The sequence below is a fragment of the Aestuariivivens sediminicola genome (assembly GCF_022662015.1).
GTDB lineage: Bacteria > Bacteroidota > Bacteroidia > Flavobacteriales > Flavobacteriaceae > Aestuariivivens > Aestuariivivens sediminicola.
Genome location: NZ_JAKMCM010000002.1, coordinates 441,930 through 460,778 on the forward strand (window position 1 = coordinate 441,930; position 18,849 = coordinate 460,778).

The window sequence follows — 18,849 nt, forward strand, 5'->3', positions numbered from 1 at the left end:
TTGAGAAGCTGGTGCAGGAATCTCAAATTTTAAATTAATTATTATCTGAATAGCCTACTGCCTGACCAATTAAAGTGGCACTCGTGCAGTCTGTTATTTTTACGTTTACAAATTCTCCTACATTATAATGTGCTTTGGGAAACACGACAACAGTATTCTGACTGTTTCGTCCTGACCAATGTGCCTCTGATTTTTTGGAAGACTTCTCAATAAGGACCTCTTCCACTTTTCCAATATGTTGCCGGGTCCTGTATAAACTATGTTTTTGCTGTAATTGAATTATATCGTTAAGTCTACGCTTTTTAATGTCCTCGGGTACATCGTCTTCCATTTTTCGCTCTGCTAGGGTTCCAGGACGTTCCGAATAGGCGAACATGAAGCCAAAATCATATTTAACATACTCCATCAAACTCAGCGTGTCCTGATGATCCGCTTCAGTTTCGGTTGGGAAGCCTGCAATCATATCCTGACTTATCGCGCAGTCCGGAATGATACGTCGTATATTATCGATGAGTTCAAAATAGGCCTCCCTGGTATGTTGCCTGTTCATGGCTTTGAGAATAAGGTTACTCCCGCTTTGAACTGGTAAATGGATGTAATTACAAATATTAGGGAACTTTGCCATCGTTTCAATTACATCTAAAGTCATGTCTTGAGGGTTGGACGTAGAAAAGCGAATTCGCATTTTTGGCTGTGCCTTGGCACATAATTCCAAAAGCTGAGCAAAATTGGTTGCGGTAGCTTTTTGCAAAGCACTGGCTTTATCGAAATCTTTTTTCAAACCACCTCCATACCAAAGGTAACTGTCTACATTCTGACCAAGCAAAGTAATTTCCCTATAGCCCTTATCCCAAAGATCATTAACTTCATTTATAATACTTTGTGGGTCTCGGCTTCGCTCACGACCTCTTGTAAAAGGGACAACACAAAAAGTACACATGTTATCGCAACCGCGTGTGATGGAGACAAATGCAGTTACCCCATTACTGTCTAAGCGCACAGGAGAAATATCGGCATAGGTCTCCTCCTTCGACAAAATTACATTTATGGCATCACGGCCCTCCTCAACCTCCGTAAGAAGATTGGGTAAGTCTTTATAGGCATCCGGACCTACAACGAGATCTACAATTTTTTCCTCTTCTAAAAATTTATTCTTCAAACGTTCTGCCATGCATCCTAAAACACCAACCTTCATGGATGGGTTTATTTTTTTTACAGCATTGTATTTTTCCAGACGTTTTCTTACGGTTTGCTCTGCCTTATCGCGGATGGAACAGGTGTTAACCAGAACAAGATCGGCATCTTCTAAATGGGGTGTTGTGTTGAAGCCTTCATCAGCTAATATGGAAGCCACAATTTCACTATCGCTAAAATTCATTTGGCAACCGTAACTTTCTATAAAAAGTTTTTTGGTGTTCCCTTCTTTTTGCTCTAGAATAAGCGACTCACCTTGTTTATTTTCGTCAATTATCTTTTCCATAAAACTACGCTAATCCTACAGGTCAATATTTGTGCCTGTGTCGTTCAAAGCAGGTGCAAAGATACAATTTATTTGCTTTTTATGACAAAGTGGCAGTTTTATTTTTTTAGTGATTATAGCAAAAATTATGGGATGCTAACGCAACTAAATTTGAAGATTGGCATCCTAATTATAAAACATCCAACTATGAATTTAAAGTACCTTTTTTTGACTGTGATTTTGTTCGTTACCTATTCTTGTGATAACGATGATTCCGACTTTGAATTAGTTCAGGTGGCAGTGCCCGAAGTCATGAGTAAAACCGATTTTAGAAACTCAGTTCATATTAAATCGGCTCAGCAAATCGAAGAGGCCGGTAAAATCTATGCTTATCAGGATTATATTTTTATTGGCGACAAAGGAGGTGTGCATGTTATTGATAATTCTAATCCTGAAAACCCAAACGCAAAGGCATTCATTGAAATTCCGAAAAATGAGGATATTTCGGTGAAGGACAATTTTCTTTATGCTGATAGTGCCACCGATTTGCTGGTGTTCGATATCTCGGATATAAATGCCATAGTCATGATTGAACGTCTTGAAGATGTATTTGATGTGTATAATTTTGGAATTCCTCTGCAGGCTGAAGTTGTAGATTATCAGGGGTTTGATGATCGAAACTCGGTTATTGTGGGCTGGACAGTAACTTTAGAACGTCGGAAAAAGCAAAATGATGATCTTTTAATTGATGTGGTTTTTGACAGTAACACCGGCGGATTTAACAGTGTCGAATCTGCTGTAGGTATCGGTGGTTCCTTAGCCCGTTTTCAAATTGTTTCGGATTACCTGTATACGGTTGGAAGCCAGAAAATGACGATTTTCAATATTCAGAATTTAGAAACGCCTGTTTTGGAAAATATTCAGTATGTTGGGTGGAATATAGAAACCATGTTTCAGGCCGACAATTACTTGTATTTAGGAAGTACAAATGGGATGTTTATTTACGCCTTGGAGAATCCATCCTTACCGGAATTTGTTTCGGAATTTATTCACTGGGAAGGCTGTGACCCGGTGGTGGTCGATGGTCAATATGCCTATTTGACCCTAAGAGGAGGAAATGCTTGTGGACAGCAGGAAAGTGTTCTTGAGGTTATTGATATTACCGACAGGACGAACCCCATTCTGGCGGGCCGGTATACTTTAGAGAATCCTTATGGTCTGGGATTTCAGGGCAATACATTGTATGTATGCGATGGAACTGCGGGCTTAAAACTATTTGATATTTCCGATCCCTTGAATGTTAAGCTCAACGGTAGTATTGAAGGTATTGAAACGACAGATGTTATTCCACTTCAAAATTCCTTAATATTAATTGGTAATAATACACTTTATCAGTATCGCTATTCAGAAAACAATCTGCAATTAATAAGTTCCCTTTCAATTTAATTTTAATTAAGAGCATAAAACAAGAATCCTGTTTCGACAGGATTTTTTTATATATAATGTTTATCTTTAGCCGCAACTAAACCAACAACCATGAATACCTCAGAGTCTTTGTTTAAGAAGATTGAAAACGCGAAAGACCTCGATTTTAATCTCATTTTTACAGAATCTGTTGACTTATTTAAAAAAGTTTGGTTAAAGGGCTTTATTGTAGTTTCAATTCTTTTTGGATGTGCCATAGTCATAAATCTTGTTTTCGGTATTATTGGACTGTCTACTTTTCCTTATAATTTTGAGAATGGATTTGATTTTGAGGCCTTCACCGAACATCAGACCAGAAATTCACTTTATGCCGTACCACAAAATATTGTTTTAAGTGCTCTCATGATTGGACTGGTTGGAGGTTTTTACAGGATCTGCAGGCAGTTGGTCTTAGGAGAATCTGTGAGCGATGACTATTTTTATTTTTTGAAGAAGGCGTATTATTCCAAATTGCTGATGTTGGGAATAATATATACGGGCATTGCAACGGTAGCACAGTTACTATATTTCTTTCCCTATATATATGTTTTTGTACCGCTGTCTTATTTTTCGATAGTTTTTGCAATGAATCACCATTTGACCGAAGTAGAGATCGTAAAGGTCTGTTTTAAAATAGGGCATAAGAAATGGTTATTAACATTTGGAACCCTGTTCGTATCAGGGCTTTTGGCAGCTCTTGGCGTCCTGGCATGTGTTATAGGGCTTTTGTTTACCCTATGTCTGGTTTATCTGCCTGTATTTTTTATTTATAGAGAGGTCATTGGTTTTGAGGATATAACTACATAGAAATTAACGGTATTAATAAGGAAAGTTTAAAATTAAAATTGGAAATAATGGATGTAAATACGCTTCTTGAAAAAGTTGAAAATGCCAAAGCTTTAGATTTTGGGGATATTTTTAATAAATCAATTGAACTATTCAAAAAAGTATGGTTACAAGGATTGATCATGTTGCTTTTAACCGTGGCTTTAATGATTCCCATATATATCGTAATGTATTTTCCACTAATTGCTCTGGGATTATTGGATCAGGAGGTACTTCAACATAATGAGGACCTTAATATTGTGATCGCCATTCCTATGATCATTCTTGTTTTATTGATTTCGTTTTTCGCAATGATCATCGGGTTTGGATTACAATCAGCCTTTTATAGAATATGTAAAAATAAAGACCTCAATGAGATGGGTTCCGACGATTATTTTTATTTCTTCAAAAGACCTTATTTAGGTAAAACAATTAATTTGGCAATAATGACCTTCGGAATCAGTGTGGTGGCGATGCTGCTTTGTGTATTGCCCTTAATATATGTTATGGTACCCATTGCGTTAATTACCGTAATTTATGCCCTAAATCCGGATCTTTCGGCATCTGAAATTATAAAAGTCGGATTTAAATTAGGGAATAGAAAATGGGTAATAACATTTGGATTGTTAATTGTTTCTTCTATTCTAGCGCAACTGGTAGGCATGCTATTGTGTATTGTGGGAGTCTTCGTAACCGCATCATTCAGTTATTTACCGACGTATTTCGTGTACAAGGAATCTGTAGGTTTTGAGCCTGCTGCTGATTCAAATACTATTGAAAAATCTGAGGCGTCATAATGCGATAAATGGTTTTATATAGCCCTTAAGAACAACTATAGATACAAGCGTTTTTTCGTAAAAAACAACGGTACGGGAAAGTTGAATTAGGGCCATAAAAAAATTTTCATATACATTTGTAGCTTGAAAAATCGAGTATGGCAAAGAATTTAGTAATAGTAGAATCACCGGCGAAGGCCAGAACAATTGAAAAATTTTTAGGAAAGGATTTTAAGGTTGAATCGAGCTTTGGACACATTTCAGATCTTCCCTCCAAGGAGTTAGGTGTGAATGTTGACGGTGATTTTAAGCCAAAATATGAAATATCCAAGGATAAAAGAGCAATAGTTAAAAAGTTAAAGGAACTTGCCAATAAAGCAGAGACAATTTGGTTGGCCAGTGATGAGGATCGAGAGGGAGAGGCTATAGCCTGGCATCTGGCAGAAGCCTTAAAATTGGATAAAGCCAGAACCAAGCGAATCGTTTTTCATGAAATAACAAAATCCGCAATTCAAAAGGCCATTGAGAACCCCAGGGGAATTGATTATGATTTGGTCGACGCACAGCAGGCGCGTCGGGTGTTGGACAGAATAGTGGGATATGAATTGTCGCCTGTATTATGGCGCAAGGTCAAAGGCGGTTTATCTGCCGGGCGTGTTCAATCGGTTTCAGTGCGTTTAATTGTAGAGAGAGAGCGTGAAATACAAGACTTTAAACCTGAAGCGTCCTATCGCATTGATGCCGAATTTTCAAATGAAGATGGCCAATCCTTTAAAGCGAAACTGCCGAAAAATTTCCCAACAAAAGCCGATGCTCAGCAATTCCTGCAAAAAAATATTTCGGCCCAATTTAATGTCGCCGATTTAGAGAAAAAACCGGTAAAAAAATCACCAGCAGCACCTTTTACTACATCAACCCTTCAACAAGAAGCCTCCCGTAAATTATACTTTTCAGTGAGCAAGACGATGACCGTAGCCCAGCGCTTATACGAATCGGGTTTAATAACATACATGAGGACCGATAGCGTAAATCTGTCTGATGAAGCGAGGAGAGGAGCTCAAAAGGAAATAGAAGCAACCTATGGTTCGCGTTACAGTAAACCAAGAAATTACAAAGGAAAAACAAAAGGGGCCCAAGACGCCCATGAAGCCATACGCCCAACAGATTTTTCAATGTCATCCGTAACGGTAGACAAGGATCAAGCGAGGTTGTACGATTTAATTTGGAAAAGGGCAATTGCGTCTCAAATGAGTGAGGCCCAACTGGAAAGAACCAATGTAAAAATTGAAACCACTTCTCACAACGAAACCTTTACGGCCAGTGGAGAGGTGATCACCTTTGATGGATTTTTAAAAGTCTATTTAGAAGGTACCGATGATGAATTTGAAGAACAAGATGGGATTCTGCCTGCCCTAAGCGTAAATGAAAGACTATTCAATAATTTCATAACAGCCACCGAACGCTATACCCGTCCGCCGGCGCGTTATACCGAGGCATCTTTGGTAAAGAAATTAGAAGAGTTGGGAATTGGAAGACCATCGACCTATGCGCCAACCATTTCAACCATTCAAAATAGGAATTATGTAGAAAAGGGAAGTATTGGTGGCGAACCTCGTAAATATGCACAGTTAACATTGAAGAAGGGGGTGGTGAAAGAAAAAATACTGACTGAAAAGGTAGGATCGGATAAAGGCAAATTGGTGCCCACGGATATAGGGATGATCGTTACAGATTTCCTTGTGAATCACTTCGAACATATTTTGGATTACAATTTTACAGCCAAGGTAGAATCGGATTTCGATGATATTGCCGATGGAAAGGAAGATTGGACCCATATGATGAAATCCTTCTATGCGGATTTTCATCCACAGGTGGAAGATGTTAAGGAAAATGCCGACCGGGAATCAGGGGAACGTATTTTGGGGACCGATCCAAAAACGGGCCGACAGGTTAGTGTACGTCTCGGTAAGTTCGGGCCTATGGTTCAAATTGGAACGGTGGAAGACGATGAAAAACCATTGTTTGCGAGTCTTACCCCAGAGCAGCAATTAAACAGCATCACTTTTGAGGAGGCAATGGATTTGTTTAAGCTGCCGAAATCTTTAGGCAGTTATAAAGGCGAAAATGTAGAAGTCAATAATGGACGTTTTGGACCCTATGTAAGATTTGGGAAATCTTTTGTTTCCCTTCCTAACGGAACAGATCCATTAAGTATAGAATTGGATGAGGCCATAGAGCTCATCGAAGAAAAGAAAAAGGCTGATGCCCCTATTTATATGTATAAGGGGCTACCTGTACAAAAGGGAAAAGGACGTTTCGGACCATTTATTAAATGGAACAATATGTTCGTGAATGTTGGTAGAAAATACGATTGGGACAATTTATCGGAAGGGGACATCATAGAACTCATTGAAGATAAAATTCAAAAGGAAAAGGATAAACTGGTTCATAATTGGGCAGATGCAGGGATTCGTGTGGAGAAAGCGCGATGGGGCAGGCACCATGTTATAAAAGGAAAAACGAAAGTAGAACTCGCAAAAACCGTAGATGTGAGTCAAATGAGTTTGGATGATGCCAAAGCCATAATCGAAGCCAATTCCACAAAGAAAAAGACGACCAAAAGAAAATCTAAGAAATAAGAATTGTAATTCTACAGGTGATTCGCCCTTAAGATTTTCGTAAACAGTAAATTGATATAAGGATTTTTATTGTATCCGTAATTCTCGATTATTTTAATGTAAATAGGTGGTAAAAACCATTTATTCTTGTGATATTTGTGTAGTTGACCCCTTAAATGCATTGGGTAAAAATAAAGGCTTACTTAATATTTCGTTATGAATTTTACTTTCCTTACCCCAGTTTCTGACGTGGTACTTGCTCATAATGAGTTGTTGTCTACTCAAGCTTTAGGTAAAAAGCTTCGCATTCATTCTTCGCAACATGGTATACCGGACCTGGACAATGTGAAGATTGCCATTATAGGTGTATTGGAAAACAGAAATGATGTGAATTATATAGGTGAGGAGTTTCAATTGAATGAGATCAGAAAGGCCTTTTATGAGCTTTTCCCGGGAAGTTGGACCACGAGTATTGCCGATTTGGGGGATATCCATAAGGGAGAAAGTGTAGAGGACACCTATTTTGCATTGAAAACGGCAATTTCAGAATTGATAAGAAAAGATATAATACCTGTAATTATCGGGGGGACACAAGATCTTACTTATGCAAACTACCGGGCTTATGACGATATTATACCCATGGTGAACATTGTTAATGTGGATAGTAAATTTGATTTAGGTGATTCCAGTAAGCCCATAAAGAATACTAGCTTTGTAGGTAAAATTATATTAGATCAACCTTATAATCTTTTTAACTACGCTACAATAGGCTATCAAACCTATTTTAATTCTCAGGAGGAAATTGATTTAATGGACAGACTTTACTTCGAAGCGTATAGATTGGGGCAAGTATCAAATGATATTACCCTGGCTGAACCAGTGTTGCGTGACGCGAATTTAGTGAGTATCGATCTCGGATCTGTGAAGAGTTCAGAATTGAGTTTAAATCAAAAGCACTCCCCAAATGGGCTGGACGGAAAGGAAATATGTGCCATATCTCGATATGCCGGAATAAGCAATAAGGTGTCCTCATTCGGGGTTTATGAATATAAACCATCAAAGGACGATGAAATAACATCGATGCTGGTGGCGCAAATATTATGGTATTTCATAGAGGGTGTAAACTTCAGGGTTAAGGATGACGATTTTTCAAATGAAAATAACTTCCAGAAGTTTATAACCTTAGTGGATTCGCAGGAATTGATCTTTTATAAAAGTAATAAAACAGGACGTTGGTGGATTGAAATCCCTTTTTTAAACGATGTCAATAATAAATTAAAGAGACATACGTTATTACCTTGCATGCATCAGGATTATGTTGAGGCTTGTAATAACGTGGTTCCGGACCGATGGTTCAAGGCGTTTCAAAAGAATTGTGTTTGATGAATTTGTGTTGTTCATCGAGTATTTTATCGACGAAATGCTTCTTTTTTACGATAAAACGTATTTTTTTTAGAAAAAAAGTTGCTTATTAAAAAATATATAAATATGTTTACGCTCTCAATATTTAAGCTGAATAATTAACCTCGAGTTTTACATGGATATGAAGAAGTTTATTTTATTAACCACATTACTAACACTGTTCGCAAGTTGTGGCTCTAAGGATAGAGGCGAACTTGTTGGTGTTAAAGGAAAGAAGTGGCATCCAGAAAAGCCATATGGTATGGAATTGGTTCCGGGTGGCGCATTTACTATGGGTAAAGCGGACGATGACCTGGCAGGTGTGCAAAATGCACCGGCAAAAACCGTTACTGTCAGGGCGTTTTATATGGATGAAACGGAAATAACAAACAGTGAGTACCGACAATTTGTAAATTGGGTAAGAGATTCTATCATAAGAACGAAATTAGCCATATTAGCAGATGAGGTCGGTTTAACTCAAGAAGACGGTGGTATTGGAGAATTCGCATTTAAGGATGCCGATACCGCTAATATGACCGCGTATGAGAAGTACATGCACGATAACTACTTCGGTTTAGGAGAAGATCCTTACGAAGGCTACAAATTAAATCACGATGTCGACCTGATATTTGATACAGCCGAGTATCCGGATGAATATTATTCCGAAGTTATGGATACCATGTATCTGCCCATGGAGGAGTCTTATAACGGACAACGCACCTGGGATGTTAAAAAGTTCAAGTTCCAATATACCTATATGGACATTCAGAAGGCGGCCAAGGACAGATCCTTAACCCGTAAGGATGTCATAAGAAAAGAAGACGTAGAAGTATATCCTGATACCACAACCTGGATAAGAGATTTTTCATATTCCTATAATGAACCCATGCACAACGATTACTTTTGGCATGATGCCTATGGCGATTATCCGGTAGTTGGAGTGACCTGGAAACAGGCGAAAGCATTTTGTCAGTGGCGTACATTGAACAAAAATGCCTACCAAAAGAGTAAAAAAGGAGCGCATTTCGTCAATGCTTTCCGATTGCCTTCTGAGGCCGAGTGGGAATATGCGGCAAGAGGTGGCCTGAGAGGTGCAACTTTCCCATGGGGAGGACCTTATGCCAAGAATGATAGAGGTTGTTTTATGGCCAACTTTAAACCTGTACGTGGCGACTATGCCGCAGATCAGGCCTTATATACCGTGGAGGCTGACTCCTATGAGCCGAATGACTACAATCTGTACAACATGGCTGGGAACGTATCGGAATGGGTAAATGCTTCATACGATCCAGGTTCCTACGAATATGTTTCAACTGTAAATCCTAATGTAAATGACACGCGAAATCAGCGTAAAGTGGTTCGTGGTGGATCATGGAAAGACGTTGCCTATTTCTTGCAGGTCAGTACAAGAGATTATGAATATGCCGATTCGGCAAGATCGTATATAGGATTCAGAACCGTTCAAGATTACATGGGGACAAAAGTGACAAAAAACGGTAAGTAATTAAATCAAATCAATTATAAACACTATTAATTAACCTACTTAAGTATTCATACTTAACATTTAAAAATCGAAAATTATGGCACAGTCAAGAGCAAGTAAAAAGTTTATGAATTTAGCTTATGGTCTAGGAGCATCAATCGTAATTGTTGGAGCGTTATTCAAAATCATACATTTTGAAATTGGACCGCTAACAGGAAATGTAATGTTAACCATCGGTTTAGTTACCGAGGCAATCATCTTTGCAATCTCAGCTTTCGAACCGGTAGACGACGATTTAGATTGGTCTCTGGTATATCCTGAATTAGCTGGAGGAGAAGCAAATAAAAAAGAACCTAAGGACGCTCAGGGTCTATTATCTAAAAAATTGGATGAGCTATTAAAAGAAGCTAAGATAGATGGCGAATTGTTATCCAGTTTAGGAGACAGCATTAAGAATTTCGAAGGTGCTGCCAAGAGTATTTCACCAACGGTAGACTCTATTCAGGCGACTAAGAAATACGGTGAAGAATTGTCATTAGCTGCTGCTCAGATGGAATCATTAAATAGCTTGTATAAAGTACAGTTGGAAAGTATCAATAAGCAAGCCGCTATTAATGAAGAGTCTGTAGAAAATGCTGCTAAATTAAAAGAACAAATGCAATCATTGGCATCCAACCTGTCCTCATTGAATGGGGTTTACGGTGGTATGTTGTCTGCAATGAATAAAAGCTAATTAGGGATTTACCCAAGTTTATATTAATTAACCAAAAATCCTAATTAGTTATGGCACAAGCAAATTTATCTCCAAGACAGAAGATGATCAATTTGATGTATTTAATATTTATAGCGATGCTAGCTTTAAATATGTCGAAAGAAGTCCTTTCTGCCTTTGGATTAATGAACGAAAAATTGACGGAGTCCAATCAAGCGGCTGCCGAACGTAATACTGCTTTTATTGCTAGTCTTGAACAAAAGGCAATAGATCAGAAAGACAAATATGAACCGTTAAAGGACAAGGCCCTTCAAATTAAGGAATTGGCGACTAACTTTAACAGTTACCTGGAAGATTTAAAATCAAAGATGTCCAGTACGGTAGACGATCCTACCGATTATGAAATCATGGACAAAGGCGATTATTTGGATGAAAACTTTTTCAAAGGTGACAAATTGAAACCCGGAGGAGAGGAATTCATGGCACAAATGGCCGCTTTTAGAGATGGTGTAGCTAATGTTTTAGCGGATGAACCAGGTATGCAGGACATTGTAAAAGATGTGAACACAAAATTTGGAACTGACCCGGTTAAAAGAGCAGCCGGAGAAGTACACTGGTTAGAACACCACTATAAAGGTTTCCCACTGGTGGCATCTTTGACAAAAATGACACAACTTCAAGCTGATATTAAAACAACGGAATCTGAAGTGTTATCCAATATGTTACAGGGAACATTGACCAGTGAGGTTTCAATGACAAACTATACAACCTTATTGGAAACGTCGAAATCAGCGTACTTTAATGGAGAGACTTTTGATGGTCAGATTGTTCTGGGTAGAAAAGATGCTACCACCAAACCAAATAGAGTTGAATTAACTTTAGATGGCAGACCATTAACAGAATCACAATACACCATTGAAGATGGTAAGGTAAAATTGAGTGTTGGAACCGGTAATCCGGGTGAGCACAAAATTGAAGGAAAACTAATCTTCGCCCAGGATGGCGCTGAAATTGAAGTTCCGGTATCATCTTCCTTTGCTACAGTTCCAAAACCGAATGCAGCAACTATTTCTGCAGACAAAATGAACGTGGTATATCGTGGTGTTAAAAACCCAATGACCATTTCTTTTGCGGGAGTTTCCGATAACAATGTATCTGCAAGAGCACAAGGTTTATCTCGGGTTAGCGGAAGTAAGTATGTTATGGATGTGACTACTGTAAAAGGCAGAGAAGTAACCATTAACGTATCCGGTAAATTACCTGATGGACAAACCGTTAGTGATAATGCTACTTTCAGAATAAAGGATTTACCTAAACCAACAGGAACGATCAGAGGTGAGGACGGGCAAACAAAAATGCAGCGTCAGAGTCTTGAAATTTCTACTGTCGGTGCGAAATTCGATGATTTCGACTTTGAATTACCATTACGTGTAACCGGGTTTAAATTTAAAGTATCAGGTCAACCAACCATTAATGTTAGTGGAAATAAGTTAGACAGCAGAGCGAAAAATGCATTACGCAAAGCCAAACGCGGATCAGATGTTCAGATATTTGATATCGAGGCTAAAGCAGGAGGTGTTAGTGTTATACTTAAGAAAGTATCACCCGTAATCATTGAGCTTACAAATTAAAATAGAATAACGGCTATAACTTCTAAGGAGTTATAGCTGTTACAAATCTGTGCCAGGCACAGCCCCAAGTTGGATTGTGAAATGAGCTTAATAAAGTTTTATCGAAAGAAGTAGATAAATTGAATTAGTACATTCCATCTGACCTTTGAAAAGGGTAGAATATAACAGATGAAATATAAAATTGAACACATGAATTTTAAAAGTTTTTTATTAACCGTTATAACTGTTTTTGTTGCATCACAAGTATTTGCTCAGGCCAATATATTGAATGCCAAATCACCTGACGAAATAGGTGTAAGAACAGAATTACAGAAGGCTATCGATAATGATGAACCTTTACCTTATGGTTATGTAGATGATAGAGATATTTTATTTTCCAAAAAGGTTTGGGAGAAAATAGTCCTCGACGAGCGGGCTAACTTCCCATTATATTATCCAATCGATACCAATAATATTGGCAGCAATAGAAGGTCGTTGTACGATGTATTAATGAAAAACATCAAAAATGGTAATATAGAAAACATTTATGATGATTCGTATTTCACTACAAAACGTACCTTAAAAGATATCGAAGCTGCTTTGGTAAAAGTTGATACGACCGAATTGGGTATAGAACAGCTGAACGCCGGAGAGGAATTGTCTGCCGAATATATTGACAGACGAAATATCACAGCCGCAAATATAGAGGAATACCGTATTGTTGGCTTGTGGTACTTTGATAAGCGTCAGGCCGAAATGAAATATCGTCTTTTAGGTATTGCTCCGGTCGCACCCGATGTCAACTTCATCGATGATGAGAACCCCGATTTAGTGGAACTGTTTTGGGTGTTCTTCCCCGATGCGAGGGAGGTGCTGCATGATGCCAAAGCATTTAACAATGAAAATAGTGCCATACCATTCACTTTCGATCATATTTTGAATTCACGACGTTTCAATGCACTCATATATGCTGAAGAAAATGTCCAAGGTGATCGAAAAGTGAACGAATATATCGCCCAAAATGCATTAATGCAATTATTGGAGTCCGATAGAATTAAAACAAAAATTCGCGATTTTGAACTCGATATGTGGACTTACTAATGAAGTCACACAAGGTAATTAAAGGAAAACGCCCACGTTATGTGGGCGTTTTTTTATGGGACTTCTAGAAGGACGATAACTATATCGCTTTCTATTAGTCTGATCCCAGACACAGACTAATGGATTCCATTTATTGATAACTGCAACAGAAGCGATATGAGGCTTGTCGTTTCTTTATCATATATTCAAGATAGCACATCTTCAAAACTGACCATTTGATAATTTTAAAGAACATTTTAATTCTCATTATCTTCGCAAGATGAAAGTCGATTATATAGTGGTTGGTCTGGGATTGGCTGGGATTGGCATTTGTGAACAGCTTCGAGCCCATAACAAAACCTTCGTTGTTTTTGACGATGGCTCTCAAAGATCCTCATGGGTTGCCGGCGGACTCTACAATCCTGTCGTTTTAAAGCGATTTACACCCGTTTGGAAAAGCAAGGTCCAATTGAACATCGCTTTAAAGCACTATAAATCCATAGAGGAACGACTTCATATCAATGTCATAAGGCCTATTTCGGTTTACCGTAAGTTCGATTCCATTAAGGAACAAAACAATTGGTTTACAGCTTCAGACAAGCCTGAACTGACCGACTATCTCAATACAACACTCATAAAAAATGATAATGTGGCGGTTAATGCACCTTTTGGTTTTGGAAAGGTGAACCAAACCGGTAGGATCGATGTGATCAACCTGATTAAGGCCTATACCGAAGAACTCAAAGGAGCAGGGACCTATATTAAAGACGCTTTTAATCACAGTATTCTGAATAGTTCAGATACTATGTTGACCTATAAGAATATAGCAGCTAGAGGAGTAATCTTCGCAGAAGGATATGGGATGCACAAAAACCCGTATTTTAAAGACCTGCCACTCTTGCCGACCAAAGGTGAATTGCTGACGATTCATGCTCCCGATTTGAAAATAGATTACGTTCTCAAAGGACCTGTTTTTTTAATCCCCTTACAGCAGGATACCTATTTGGTCGGTGCTACGTATGGCCGGGGGGATACCTCCCATGACATAACGGATAAAGCAAGGTCTGATCTGGTGGAGAAGTTAAAAACGCTAATAAACTGTTCGTTTGAGGTGATCAACCATGTTGCCGGTATTCGTCCGACGGTTAAGGATAGGCGACCCTTAGTTGGCAGGCATAGTGCTCATAGGCATTTATATGTGCTTAACGGTCTGGGGACAAGGGGTGTTATGATCGGCCCATATGTTGCTGGACAGCTATTCGAATTTATGGAACATAATACACCATTGGATAAGGAAATCGATATCTGTAGGTTTGATAAGTAAGGATTGGGTTTCTGAATATTTCACCTTCGAATAAGCTGTGCGGACACCCATTTCTATACAATTAGGGCATTGATGAACATCGGTGTAAAAGTAAATCAGAGCCTGAAAACTTGGAAAAATAACATCTAGTCGCTTTCCTGGCTAAATCGGGATATCAGTGTCATCACACATTTTTCTTCGCCAGAGATTTATCGTAATGCATAAAGAAGTTAATCCAGATGTTCCGGGAAACCCTGATAATAATGGGCAGGAATACAATAAGCGTCAAAATTATTGATATAAATATTCCATTTACAGAAGCCTTAAAAACAAAAAATGAAATGATAAAGGCCGCTGTGGCGAAGGCAATACCTACGGCATAGCTCACATACATGGAGCCATAAAAAAACGAGGGTTCGATTTTATATTTCGTTCCACAATTGCTACAGGTATCATGCATATCGAGAATTTCGGAAAGGATGTAGGGATTTTTATTCTTAAACATCGATTCTTCATGGCATTTGGGACATGAACCGTTGATGATACTGTATAGTTTATGACCTTTTTTAAACATTTTATTTATGTATTTTTGCAGACGCCATTGCTAATACCCAAAACAATAAGTTGCTGTAATACCGCAATAGGCGGGTAAAATTACGTCTTTGAGATAAAGGCAAGGTAATAAAAGTTACATTTCTATGATGAACATCCACAATTTATCGATTTCATTCCAGGGGGAATACCTGTTTCAGGATCTTACCTTTAAACTGGGTAATGGTGATCGCGTGGGTCTAATTGGTAAAAATGGTGCTGGAAAGTCGACCTTACTTCGGATATTATCTCGAGAAATGGAACCGGATACGGGGCAGATTGCCACCGATAAAACCTTAAAAATAGGATTTTTAAAACAGGACATCGATTTCGAATATGGGAAGACGGTCTTAGAGGAATCCTATGAAGCCTTTAAGGAGATCAAAGACATAGAGGCACAGTTGGAGGATATCAACACCCAGTTGGCCGAACGCAGCGATTATGAGAGTGAGGCCTATCATCAACTGATGGTCGATGTTAACGAATTGCAACATCAATATGAAATACTGGGCGGGTACAACTATCAGGGCAATACCGAAAAGATTCTCCAGGGCTTAGGGTTTCAGCGCGATGATTTTAACATGCTGACAGATACCTTTTCAGGGGGGTGGCGTATGCGCATTGAACTTGCAAAATTGTTGTTGCAGAATAACGACATTCTCTTGCTGGATGAGCCTACCAACCATTTGGATATAGAATCCATTATATGGTTAGAAGGCTTTTTAAAAAATTATGCAGGAGCTGTGGTTATTGTATCGCATGATAAAATGTTTTTGGATAATGTGACCAATCGCACCATTGAAATTTCATCGGGACGCATCTATGATTACCCCAAGCCGTACTCCAAATATATGGTCTTGAGGGAGGAGTTGAAAACACAGCAGTTAGCCTCTCAAAAAAACCAACAAAAACAAATTGAGCATACCGAAAAGCTCATTGAAAAGTTCAGGGCTAAAGCTTCGAAGGCCTCAATGGCCCAGTCGTTGATAAAGAAACTTGATCGCATCGAGCGTATTGAAGTAGATGAGCATGACCATAGTGTGATGACCTTGCACTTCCCGGTTTCGGTAGTTCCCGGTAAGGTGGTTATTGAAGCGCATCAGGTTTCCAAGAACTATGGGTCAAATCAGGTATTAAAGGATGTCAATCTGCTTATAGAGCGCGACAGTAAAACAGCCTTCGTCGGACAGAATGGTCAGGGAAAATCGACTCTGGCTAAAATTATAGTCGGTGAAATAAAACATGAGGGACGTTTAAAACTGGGGCATAACGTACAAATAGGGTATTTTGCACAAAATCAGGCGGAGTATTTGGACGGGAATAAAACAGTGCTGGACACCATGATTGATGCGGCCAATGAATCGAATAGAAGTAAGGTAAGGGATATTTTAGGATCTTTCCTGTTTCGAGGAGATGAGGTAGAAAAGTATGTGAGGGTACTTTCAGGAGGGGAAAGAAACCGATTGGCACTGGCAAAATTAATGCTGCAGCCCTTCAATGTTTTGATTATGGATGAGCCTACCAATCATTTGGATATGAAATCGAAGCAGGTCCTCAAGGAGGCCTTAAAACACTATCAGGGCACCTTAATTCTGGTCTCTCACGATCGGGATTTCCTTCAGGGCTTATCCAATAAGGTCTACGAATTCAAGGATCGAAAGATCAAGGAATATCTAGGGGATATAGATTATTACCTGGAATCCAGAAATGTGGAGAATTTGCGGGAGGTTGAAAAGCGAACCGTGGTAAAAGAGCAACCCAGAGAGAAAAAGCAGCAGTCTTACGAAACCCAAAAGAAATTAAAGTCCCTAAACAATAAGTTGAGCAGTGTTGAGGCGAAGATTGGTCAGTTGGAAAAAGACATAAAAAGCGTCGATCTGGAACTCGAAATTAATTATCAGGAGGTGACTTCAGAGCCTGATTTCTTCGATAATTATCAAAAAATGAAAACAGATTTGCAGGACTTAATGCAAAAATGGGAGGAAATTCAACTGGAAATCGAGCAGTTTGTCGATTGAGAATTGTTAAAATTTCATGTATTTCATCGAATAAAATAGCATTTAGGCTATATATCAAGTATTTTCGTTGTGAGAATTAATCCCAAATTTACTCGATATGAAGACCTTAAAGCTAACTATTGCCTGCTTATGTATTTCCTTTTACACATTTGCCGGCGTTTTACAAACGGAAAAGGATGCGCTGGTTGCCCTGTACAAGGCTGCCAATGGCAGTGAGTGGAATACCACCTGGGACCTGGAGGCCTCTGTTGATGCCTGGTTCGGTGTAAAAGTAGAAAACGACAGAGTCGTTGAAATCAATTTATGGTTCAACAACCTGCAAGGTACCATCCCGCAGGAAATAGGAAATTTAACATCCCTAAGAAAGCTCAACTTAGGATTCAATAAATTAGAAGGTACCATACCGACATCCATTAAAAATTTAAAAGCACTCACATCCTTGGAACTTTACATGAATAAGTTAGAGGGCAATATCCCAAGTGAGATTGGAGAATTATCAAAACTGGAGTCCTTACAATTATATAGCAACAAGTTATCCGGAGCCATTCCGGACAGTTTGATGGGTCTAACAAATTTAAAGGAGTTGCTCTTAGGCAGTAACTTTTTAACAGGAACCATACCGCATCAGATCTATGCCTTATCGAAATTAGAAAAGCTAAGTCTTATGGATAATAAGATGGATGGCGAAATTCCGGTAGAGATAGCAATGTTGACCAATTTAGAAGAATTAATATTATCAAGCAACCAGTTTACAGGAGATTTACCGGTTGAGTTTATAAACATGGCAAACTTAAACACCATTATGGTAAGCGATAATAATTTAAATAATGAATTTACCACAATGTCCGGAAACAATCCACCTGACATGATCTTTGTGGAACTTCAGAATCAGAATGCCACGGCCAATATGGATATAGAAAAAGAGTAATTTTAGAATAGTTTTTTAAGTAAATTAGTTAGTTAAAAAAAGTGGATGACGGGCTGAATCATCCGCTTTTTTTATTTTTACAACTATGATTGAGCATCATTTTGTATGTCCCTATTGTTGGCAGGGCGTATCGGTTTTACTGGACAATTCTATAGCACGACAATCCTACATTGAGGACTGTGAAGTCTGCTGTAATCCCATACAATTCGAGATGCGTTTTGAAGATTTGGAACTCACGGACTTCCATGTGGCACCCATTGGCCAATAATATATTTTTTTGAATTTATACTTGATAAAGTTAAAAAGGGTTGTATATTTGCAATCCAAGATTTCGGGACAGCTGTCTTGATATTTTGCCCTTAAAAAACTAATAAGTAACATTGTTACTGAATAAAATATATCGCGGGATAGAGCAGTAGGTAGCTCGTCGGGCTCATAACCCGAAGGTCGCTGGTTCGAGTCCAGCTCCCGCTACAAAGAAGCCTCCAGATTTTCTGGAGGCTTTTCTTTTTGTCGCAAGTGAAGTTTCACTTCAACTTGCAGAAAAAAGAAAGCCTTAAACAGCCAAGCTGTTCAGGCTT

The 18,849-nt window shown here is 38.6% G+C and carries 15 protein-coding genes and 1 tRNA gene; 14 read left to right on the forward strand and 2 right to left on the reverse strand.

From position 1 onward, the window contains the following. Nucleotides 1–34: 34 nt before the first annotated feature. On the reverse strand, nucleotides 35–1,480 hold the full coding sequence (gene miaB / locus MR041_RS06795) for a tRNA (N6-isopentenyl adenosine(37)-C2)-methylthiotransferase MiaB (RefSeq protein WP_242092847.1): 1,446 nt from the start codon (nucleotides 1,478–1,480) through the stop codon (nucleotides 35–37). Between the two features lie 186 nt (nucleotides 1,481–1,666). Here miaB and MR041_RS06800 point away from each other — a divergent pair, with 186 nt between their 5' ends. The 10 genes from MR041_RS06800 to MR041_RS06845 all read left to right on the forward strand — a co-directional run bounded on the left by MR041_RS06800 (nucleotide 1,667) and on the right by MR041_RS06845 (nucleotide 14,752). Next, a complete protein-coding gene (locus tag MR041_RS06800; protein ID WP_242092848.1) occupies nucleotides 1,667–2,905 on the forward strand; it encodes an LVIVD repeat-containing protein in 1,239 nt (412 codons plus the stop codon). Between the two features lie 90 nt (nucleotides 2,906–2,995). Continuing rightward, a complete protein-coding gene (locus MR041_RS06805; RefSeq protein WP_242092849.1) occupies nucleotides 2,996–3,730 on the forward strand; it encodes a hypothetical protein in 735 nt (244 codons plus the stop codon). Between the two features lie 47 nt (nucleotides 3,731–3,777). Next, complete coding sequence (locus tag MR041_RS06810) at nucleotides 3,778–4,545, forward strand: hypothetical protein (protein WP_242092850.1); 768 nt, start codon at nucleotides 3,778–3,780, stop codon at nucleotides 4,543–4,545. Between the two features lie 137 nt (nucleotides 4,546–4,682). After that, nucleotides 4,683–7,163: a type I DNA topoisomerase gene (gene topA / locus MR041_RS06815; protein WP_242092851.1), complete on the forward strand. Its 2,481-nt coding sequence runs from the start codon at nucleotides 4,683–4,685 to the stop codon at nucleotides 7,161–7,163. 195 nt (nucleotides 7,164–7,358) lie between these two features. Then, complete coding sequence (locus tag MR041_RS06820; protein WP_242092852.1) at nucleotides 7,359–8,525, forward strand: formimidoylglutamase; 1,167 nt, start codon at nucleotides 7,359–7,361, stop codon at nucleotides 8,523–8,525. 160 nt (nucleotides 8,526–8,685) lie between these two features. Next, nucleotides 8,686–10,047 carry a T9SS ring complex lipoprotein PorK/GldK gene (gene porK, locus MR041_RS06825; RefSeq protein ID WP_242092853.1) on the forward strand — a complete coding sequence of 454 codons (1,362 nt, stop codon included), beginning with the start codon at nucleotides 8,686–8,688 and terminating at the stop codon, nucleotides 10,045–10,047. Between the two features lie 76 nt (nucleotides 10,048–10,123). Continuing rightward, nucleotides 10,124–10,759, forward strand: coding sequence for a type IX secretion system motor protein PorL/GldL (gene porL, locus MR041_RS06830; RefSeq protein ID WP_242092854.1), 636 nt, complete (start codon nucleotides 10,124–10,126; stop codon nucleotides 10,757–10,759). 50 nt (nucleotides 10,760–10,809) lie between these two features. Next, nucleotides 10,810–12,369 carry a type IX secretion system motor protein PorM/GldM gene (gene porM, locus MR041_RS06835; protein ID WP_242092855.1) on the forward strand — a complete coding sequence of 520 codons (1,560 nt, stop codon included), beginning with the start codon at nucleotides 10,810–10,812 and terminating at the stop codon, nucleotides 12,367–12,369. Between the two features lie 189 nt (nucleotides 12,370–12,558). Next, nucleotides 12,559–13,449: a type IX secretion system ring subunit PorN/GldN gene (gene porN, locus MR041_RS06840; protein ID WP_242092856.1), complete on the forward strand. Its 891-nt coding sequence runs from the start codon at nucleotides 12,559–12,561 to the stop codon at nucleotides 13,447–13,449. A gap of 259 nt (nucleotides 13,450–13,708) precedes the next feature. Then, nucleotides 13,709–14,752, forward strand: a complete 1,044-nt coding sequence (locus MR041_RS06845; protein WP_242092857.1) for an NAD(P)/FAD-dependent oxidoreductase — start codon at nucleotides 13,709–13,711, stop codon at nucleotides 14,750–14,752. Between the two features lie 163 nt (nucleotides 14,753–14,915). Here the strand turns inward: MR041_RS06845 and MR041_RS06850 are convergent, their stop codons facing one another. Next, nucleotides 14,916–15,305, reverse strand: a complete 390-nt coding sequence (locus MR041_RS06850; protein WP_242092858.1) for a DUF983 domain-containing protein — start codon at nucleotides 15,303–15,305, stop codon at nucleotides 14,916–14,918. Nucleotides 15,306–15,429: 124 nt separating this feature from the next. Between MR041_RS06850 and MR041_RS06855 the strand changes: the two genes are divergently transcribed. The 4 genes from MR041_RS06855 to MR041_RS06870 all read left to right on the forward strand — a co-directional run bounded on the left by MR041_RS06855 (nucleotide 15,430) and on the right by MR041_RS06870 (nucleotide 18,742). Next, nucleotides 15,430–17,340 (forward strand): ABC-F family ATP-binding cassette domain-containing protein, encoded by a 1,911-nt coding sequence (locus MR041_RS06855; protein ID WP_242092859.1) that lies wholly within the window; start codon nucleotides 15,430–15,432, stop codon nucleotides 17,338–17,340. Between the two features lie 97 nt (nucleotides 17,341–17,437). Further along, nucleotides 17,438–18,268, forward strand: coding sequence for a leucine-rich repeat domain-containing protein (locus MR041_RS06860; RefSeq protein WP_242092860.1), 831 nt, complete (start codon nucleotides 17,438–17,440; stop codon nucleotides 18,266–18,268). A gap of 85 nt (nucleotides 18,269–18,353) precedes the next feature. Further along, nucleotides 18,354–18,536 carry a CPXCG motif-containing cysteine-rich protein gene (locus MR041_RS06865; protein WP_242092861.1) on the forward strand — a complete coding sequence of 61 codons (183 nt, stop codon included), beginning with the start codon at nucleotides 18,354–18,356 and terminating at the stop codon, nucleotides 18,534–18,536. A 133-nt stretch (nucleotides 18,537–18,669) separates the two neighbouring features. Next, nucleotides 18,670–18,742, forward strand: a tRNA-Met gene (locus MR041_RS06870). Nucleotides 18,743–18,849 lie beyond the last annotated feature (107 nt).

Coding starts and splice junctions, on each gene's coding strand:
- porN (WP_242092856.1), top strand. CDS start 12,559: ATGAATTTTAAAAGTTTTTTATTAACCGTTATAACTGTTTTTGTTGCA.
- MR041_RS06800 (WP_242092848.1), top strand. CDS start 1,667: ATGAATTTAAAGTACCTTTTTTTGACTGTGATTTTGTTCGTTACCTAT.
- MR041_RS06865 (WP_242092861.1), top strand. CDS start 18,354: ATGATTGAGCATCATTTTGTATGTCCCTATTGTTGGCAGGGCGTATCG.
- MR041_RS06820 (WP_242092852.1), top strand. CDS start 7,359: ATGAATTTTACTTTCCTTACCCCAGTTTCTGACGTGGTACTTGCTCAT.
- porK (WP_242092853.1), top strand. CDS start 8,686: ATGAAGAAGTTTATTTTATTAACCACATTACTAACACTGTTCGCAAGT.
- MR041_RS06810 (WP_242092850.1), top strand. CDS start 3,778: ATGGATGTAAATACGCTTCTTGAAAAAGTTGAAAATGCCAAAGCTTTA.
- MR041_RS06805 (WP_242092849.1), top strand. CDS start 2,996: ATGAATACCTCAGAGTCTTTGTTTAAGAAGATTGAAAACGCGAAAGAC.
- MR041_RS06855 (WP_242092859.1), top strand. CDS start 15,430: ATGATGAACATCCACAATTTATCGATTTCATTCCAGGGGGAATACCTG.
- MR041_RS06850 (WP_242092858.1), bottom strand. CDS start 15,305: ATGTTTAAAAAAGGTCATAAACTATACAGTATCATCAACGGTTCATGT.
- MR041_RS06845 (WP_242092857.1), top strand. CDS start 13,709: ATGAAAGTCGATTATATAGTGGTTGGTCTGGGATTGGCTGGGATTGGC.
- MR041_RS06860 (WP_242092860.1), top strand. CDS start 17,438: ATGAAGACCTTAAAGCTAACTATTGCCTGCTTATGTATTTCCTTTTAC.
- topA (WP_242092851.1), top strand. CDS start 4,683: ATGGCAAAGAATTTAGTAATAGTAGAATCACCGGCGAAGGCCAGAACA.
- miaB (WP_242092847.1), bottom strand. CDS start 1,480: ATGGAAAAGATAATTGACGAAAATAAACAAGGTGAGTCGCTTATTCTA.
- porM (WP_242092855.1), top strand. CDS start 10,810: ATGGCACAAGCAAATTTATCTCCAAGACAGAAGATGATCAATTTGATG.
- porL (WP_242092854.1), top strand. CDS start 10,124: ATGGCACAGTCAAGAGCAAGTAAAAAGTTTATGAATTTAGCTTATGGT.